General features: G+C 37.5%; 9 protein-coding genes. 5 read left to right on the top strand and 4 right to left on the bottom strand.

Going from position 1 to position 5704, the window contains the following annotated elements; all coding sequences use genetic code 11:
• From DYD54_RS11270 to DYD54_RS11260, 3 genes are all read left to right on the top strand, one after another.
• Nucleotides 1-233: RepB family protein (locus DYD54_RS11270; protein WP_218563683.1), on the top strand; the 233-nt coding region annotated here is incomplete at its 5' end.
• A gap of 582 nt (nt 234-815) precedes the next feature.
• Entirely contained in the window at nt 816-1007 is a 192-nt protein-coding gene (locus DYD54_RS11265) for a hypothetical protein (protein WP_115265800.1), read from the top strand.
• 319 nt (nt 1008-1326) lie between these two features.
• On the top strand, nt 1327-2391 hold the full coding sequence (locus DYD54_RS11260; protein WP_115265799.1) for a RepB family plasmid replication initiator protein: 1065 nt from the start codon (nt 1327-1329) through the stop codon (nt 2389-2391).
• A gap of 101 nt (nt 2392-2492) precedes the next feature.
• Here the strand turns inward: DYD54_RS11260 and DYD54_RS11255 are convergent, their stop codons facing one another.
• Both DYD54_RS11255 and DYD54_RS11250 read right to left on the bottom strand, forming a co-directional pair.
• On the bottom strand, nt 2493-2783 hold the full coding sequence (locus DYD54_RS11255; RefSeq protein ID WP_115265798.1) for a type II toxin-antitoxin system RelE/ParE family toxin: 291 nt from the start codon (nt 2781-2783) through the stop codon (nt 2493-2495).
• Entirely contained in the window at nt 2771-2983 is a 213-nt protein-coding gene (locus DYD54_RS11250; RefSeq protein ID WP_115265797.1) for a hypothetical protein, read from the bottom strand. The genes DYD54_RS11255 and DYD54_RS11250 overlap by 13 nt, the downstream gene beginning before the upstream one ends.
• Nucleotides 2984-3325: 342 nt before the next feature.
• Here DYD54_RS11250 and repM point away from each other — a divergent pair, with 342 nt between their 5' ends.
• Nucleotides 3326-4267, top strand: a complete 942-nt coding sequence (repM, locus tag DYD54_RS11245; RefSeq protein WP_115265796.1) for a replication initiation protein RepM — start codon at nt 3326-3328, stop codon at nt 4265-4267.
• Between the two features lie 67 nt (nt 4268-4334).
• Here the strand turns inward: repM and DYD54_RS11240 are convergent, their stop codons facing one another.
• Nucleotides 4335-4592 (bottom strand): type II toxin-antitoxin system YafQ family toxin, encoded by a 258-nt coding sequence (locus DYD54_RS11240; protein WP_115265795.1) that lies wholly within the window; start codon nt 4590-4592, stop codon nt 4335-4337.
• A complete protein-coding gene (locus tag DYD54_RS11235; RefSeq protein ID WP_115265794.1) occupies nt 4570-4857 on the bottom strand; it encodes a type II toxin-antitoxin system RelB/DinJ family antitoxin in 288 nt (95 codons plus the stop codon). Before DYD54_RS11235 ends, DYD54_RS11240 begins: the two co-directional genes overlap by 23 nt.
• Before the next feature lie 239 nt (nt 4858-5096).
• Between DYD54_RS11235 and DYD54_RS11230 the strand changes: the two genes are divergently transcribed.
• Nucleotides 5097-5351 (top strand): RepB family protein, encoded by a 255-nt coding sequence (locus DYD54_RS11230; RefSeq protein ID WP_115265793.1) that lies wholly within the window; start codon nt 5097-5099, stop codon nt 5349-5351.
• Nucleotides 5352-5704 lie beyond the last annotated feature (353 nt).

Below are 5704 nucleotides of genomic sequence, written 5' to 3'. Positions count from 1 at the left end.
CTGGCTTATTTATCATGAAAACTAACGCAGAAAATCAAAAAAAGTATAGGGAAAACCAACTAAATAAAGGTTCTAAGAGACTTGACACCTACATTGATGCTGAAAACTCCAAACAATTAGAGTATCTGGTGAAAGAGATGGGGCTTAGCAAAAGAGCCATTATAGAAATTCTTATAAGTACTGAATTTACTAGGCTTAAATGCTATAATTTAGCAAAAACAAAAAAATTATAATCCTTTAATTATTACCGTGTAATATATATTTCAACTACAAACATATTCATACCCACCAATAAAAAATTAAAAGCCCTTAGAACGCTCTGTAATGCGTTCTAAGGGCTTTTAATTTTTTATTGGTATCAATATACCGCCTAGGGTCTAAAAATCCATTAGAACGCATTTAAGACGCATTTAATCGATAAAAGCCTAGCCACTCTTTGCTAATTAAAAATTGTTTAATTTTTACCGCATTTTGGGCAAGTAGTCCAAAATGCGGTATTTTTATTATGGTTGTTTACAAACAATTCCTTTTAAAATCAATAAGCTAAATACGATTTTTGACTCTTTTGTATACAAAAAAATCTTAAAGTGTAAACAGCTACAAGCCTTATATATCAAGACTTGTAGGTAGGTTGATTTTGTTGCGTGGTGTATGGTTAGAAAATCAGCCCTCTGCAAGAGAATATTGGGCACTAAATCAGATTTTATTCTTGGGTAACGATTGTGAAGTGGCATATACCCAATTCAAAATTCAATAGGTTGATTTAAATTAACACGGTAAGAATTTAATTCAAGCCGAATCAGCGTTACAGCGGTGTGATTATCCAATCAAACGACAAAGGCACGTTACAAAAAACATCAAGCGGTATTATCTATCACAGCACCAGAAGTCATCTTGAAGTTGGCAAGAGCTACACACTTAGCCACGATGAGAAAACTTACACCATCCAACAAGACTATGAAATCAGAACAAAGAGTCAAGAGCAAAACTTGAACAAGGGCAGGTAATTTTTTCTTTGTCTTTTCAAAAAAATAAGCTCAAAAAGTAAGTGAAAATTTGAGTTATCCACAGAAAAAATGGCGATAGCCTTTTTTAATAAATTTTTAAAGGTTTTTAAAGGTTTTTAGACCTCCGCAAACCCTTTCTGCATAAGGCTTTGCGAGAATTAACTATGACAAAAAGACGGCTAACTATGACAAAAAGACGGCTAACTATGACAAAAAGACGGCTAACTATGACAAAAAGACGGCTAACTATGACATATTGACTTTGTCATAAAAAGACAACAAAATAAGTGTCATAGTTAAAGTAAATGGGAAATTTAAAATGAGTAACGACCTAATCGCAATGGATAATTCCATAGTAACATCAGCCTACAATCTAAGCGTTAATGAACAACGCTTGATTTACTGTGCATTAAAGCAAATGCCAAAGTATGACCCTAAGAACCCTGATAGAGAGTCGTTAGACCCTAAAACCCCATTTTACATTACTCGTGATGACTTTATAGAGCTTGGGGCGAACTCTGATAATGTTGCCAAAGAGATACGCCAAGCAACAAGGGAACTAATGAAAAAAAGCCTGTTTGTACAGACTACCGAAGGGATTAGGGAATTTCATTGGTTGTCAGAAGTATTACGCTATGACCGCAACGCAGAACAGAAGTTAAGAGAAAAATACCCCAATCCATCGGATTATAAGAAGTACATTAACGCCCTTAAAATGTATAACCTGATAGATGTCCTACCTACCCATAAAGCAGATGATAACATTGTTGCTAGGGTTGTTTTTCACGAAAAAGTTATCCCACTACTAAGCGACTTAAAGGCAAGTTTTACCCAATTTTTACTATCTGATGTGACGGAATTTAGCAGTATTTACAGCTACCGCATTTATCAATTATTTATGCAGTACCTAAACAAAGAGACTGGTAAAGGTTGGACACAGCTTGATTTTTATGATTTGCGTTTTATGCTGATGTTGCTTGATAAGTACCCATTAACTGCAGATTTTAAAAAGCGTGTTATTGACCCTGCTATCAAAGAAATCAACGAGAAATCGCCATTAAAAGCCAAATATGAACTTATCAAAAAAGGGCGTAAATTTGTTGCAGTCAAATTTACTTTTGAGTTGAAAGAAAAGACTAAAAAGACAAAAGAAAATGAGAGCCGAGACCCAAACACGGTTGATATGCTTTCCCCAATCAAGATGACCGACAAGCAACGCCAAACCTTTGCTAGCAAATTGGCAGAGCTAAGAGAGCTTGGCGACTATGCACCAATCGGAATGAGTATGAAAGAATACGCCAAAAAGATTGAGAGTGACCTATTAGATCCTGAAAAAACCGAATTTTACCGCCCGTACTTAGAAAAATTAGGTTTTAAGGCATAAAACAACGCCCTTGCGATTGCCAAACCAATTTTGGCTCTGCGATGTTGTGTGGTACTACCACACCAAAAAGAATTTAGAAGAGCAAATAGGGGCATCACAGCTCAATCTAAGATATTAAAAATGTTTTGTCGGGATGCTTTTACCGCTAGAACCACAATTTCATCATGATTTTGGTTGTGATAATACAAGAACGAATAACCACGCTTACCGACCCTTACCGACTTCTCTCGCATATTTTCGCCTTGCTCCTTTGCTCGTTCTGATAATTGACCAGCATTAGGGAATACACAAACTAGATCAAAAGCCTTGCTAAGTTTGTCGAGTGCTGCAGCTGATAAATCTAGCTCCGCCAAGTTAGCTACAGCGTTTTGGGATAATTTTAACTGTGGCATTGGGGCAGCTCCGCCAATCCACTATTTGCCAAATTGCTGATATATGCTTTTAATTCATCGCCTGTGATATGTAGCCCTGTTGCTTGATAGTGTCTTAACGCTTCTAAACCCTCAAGCTCAAATGCCGTTTGTTCTGCCTGCCTTGCTAATTCTTGACGCTCGAGATCGATGTCAAAATCATGATCTAATACCGCCGACATGATAACCCCCTAAACTAATTAACCATATCCGTAGTATAACACAATCAATTAAAAGCAAAAAAATTAACAAAAAAAGAGCCAAAACCGAAAGAAGCACTCGGTTTTGGCTCTTTTTTAATACTTTTAATACTTTTAATACTTTTAGGCAACCGCAAACCATTGTAAATAAAGGGTTACAGAGTTTATATGTGGACGTTTTAGGGAAGATATGTGGACGTTTTAGGGAAGATATGTGGACGTTTTAGGGAAGATATGTGGACGTTTTAGGGACTAATATTGACAAATAAAAACAAGTCTATATAATGACAAATATAAAATTGTCATTATATGGAATTTCACACCATGTCAAAAAACCTAGTCGTCAAAGATAATGCCTTAATCAATGCGAGTTACAGCCTTGATTTAATTGAGCAGCGGCTCATCTTGCTTGCAATCGCACAGGCGCGCCAAACAGGGCAGGAACTCACGGCAACAACTAAGATACATATCAGCGTATCGGACTACATAGACGTGTACAGCGTGCAGGGGCGGAGCGTGTACGAAAACATCAAAGGGGCGTGCAAGACCTTGTTTGAACGCCAATTTAGCTACACAGAGCAGGCGAAAAAGGGCGTAAGGATAGCTACGAGCCGTTGGGTGTCTGAAATCGCATACAACACCGAACAAAGCTCGGTAGACATGACTTTTGCCCCTGCCGTTGTGCCACTCATAACCATGCTCGAAAAACACTTTACTAGCTACGACTTAGAGCAGGTGGCAGGGCTTAATAGTAAGTACGCCACACGCCTGTATGAAATCATCATCGCATGGCGTAACAAGGGCGAGACCCCACAAATAGACGTGGGACAGCTTAGAGGGCGTTTAGGGATTAAACCGCATGAATACCCCATCATGGCGGACTTTAAAAAGCGTGTGCTTGATACATCGGTCAAAGAAATAACCAACAAAACCGACATTGTAATATCTTACGACCAACACAAGCAGGGGCGAAAAATCGTTGGCTTTACTTTTGCCATAAAAACCAAATCACAAGCCATCAAAACCAAAAAAGACAGCGACAGCAGAGATACCAACACTTTTGACATGCTTGCCCCAGTCAAGATGACCGATAAGCAAAGGGCTTATTTCGCCAGCAAGCTATCAGAGCTATCAGAGCTGGGGCATCTTGCCCCAGCTGGTGCGGATTATGCAGAGTATGCCAAAAAAATCGAAAAAGAACTGCTAGACACCGAAAAAGCCGAATTTTACCGCCCGTACTTAGAAAAATTAGGATTTAAGGCATAAAACAACGCCCTTGCGATTGCCAAACCAATTAAGGCAAAAGCGCAAGGGCGTTGTTTTTGACGATAGGTTAGCCAAAAACTTCTGAATGTGAATTTAGGCGAGCCAAATGTAAGATTTCGCCATCAATTTTGTAAATCAAAACCAAATCATTGGCAACATGACAATCACGCCAACCGCCCCAATTACCAGTTAGTGCATGGTCTTTGTACTTTACTGGTAAAGTTTCATTACGGCTTAGACAAGCCAAAACCTCCACCAAGTTTGTTGTTAGCTTAATCTTGCGAATATCACGGTCAAAGTCTTTACTGGTCTTGATTTGTAGCATTGCCATGCTCCGACAAAAATTCATCAAGATTGGCGTAAAGCGTGCCACCGCCGTTGTCCAGTTCACGCATGGCTAAAATTGTTTTTGCATTTGGAGCATAGTCTGCCTGATAACTTAGACTTAAGGGGAATTTGCGAGTAGCTACTAACTCTAAGAACAGCATTTTAACCGCTTGGCTTGGCGAAATACCGTAACCGTCCAAAATTACTTTGGCTTGGCTCTTTAGATCGTCATCAATACGGATATTTAGATTTGAAGTTGTCATAATTTAGGCTCACATTGCACATAAATTTATTCGCATTGTAAAATTATTTTTGGGAAAAATCAAGTAAATGTATTTAGATTGTAGATACAATACAAATACAGCTAAAACACACAAAACGGCTCAAAAAAGCTTAGCGATAGCGACGGCTTGGAACAGGCGCCGCAGGCACGGGCTTATCGCTCCAATTTTGCTCAAAACAAATACCAAATTTAATTTTTATTATCGATAATTGTGCTAAGATGGAACACGGTAATAACACAACTGGCTTATTTATCATGAAAACTAACGCAGAAAATCAAAAAAAGTATAGGGAAAACCAACTAAATAAAGGTTCTAAGAGACTTGACACCTACATTGATGCTGAAAACTCCAAACAATTAGAGTATCTGGTGAAAGAGATGGGGCTTAGCAAAAGAGCCATTATAGAAATTCTTATAAGTACTGAATTTACTAGGCTTAAATGCTATAATTTAGCAAAAACAAAAAAATTATAATCCTTTAATTATTACCGTGTAATATATATTTCAACTACAAACATATTCATACCCACCAATAAAAAATTAAAAGCCCTTAGAACGCTCTGTAATGCGTTCTAAGGGCTTTTAATTTTTTATTGGTATCAATATACCGCCTAGGGTCTAAAAATCCATTAGAACGCATTTAAGACGCATTTAATCGATAAAAGCCTAGCCACTCTTTGCTAATTAAAAATTGTTTAATTTTTACCGCATTTTGGGCAAGTAGTCCAAAATGCGGTATTTTTATTATGGTTGTTTACAAACAATTCCTTTTAAAATCAATAAGCTAAATACGATTTTTGACTCTTTTGTATACAAAAAAATCTTAA

Source organism: Moraxella ovis (genome assembly GCF_900453105.1).
In the GTDB taxonomy this organism is placed as follows: domain Bacteria; phylum Pseudomonadota; class Gammaproteobacteria; order Pseudomonadales; family Moraxellaceae; genus Moraxella; species Moraxella ovis.
This window is presented reverse-complemented; position numbering and strand designations above follow the sequence as displayed.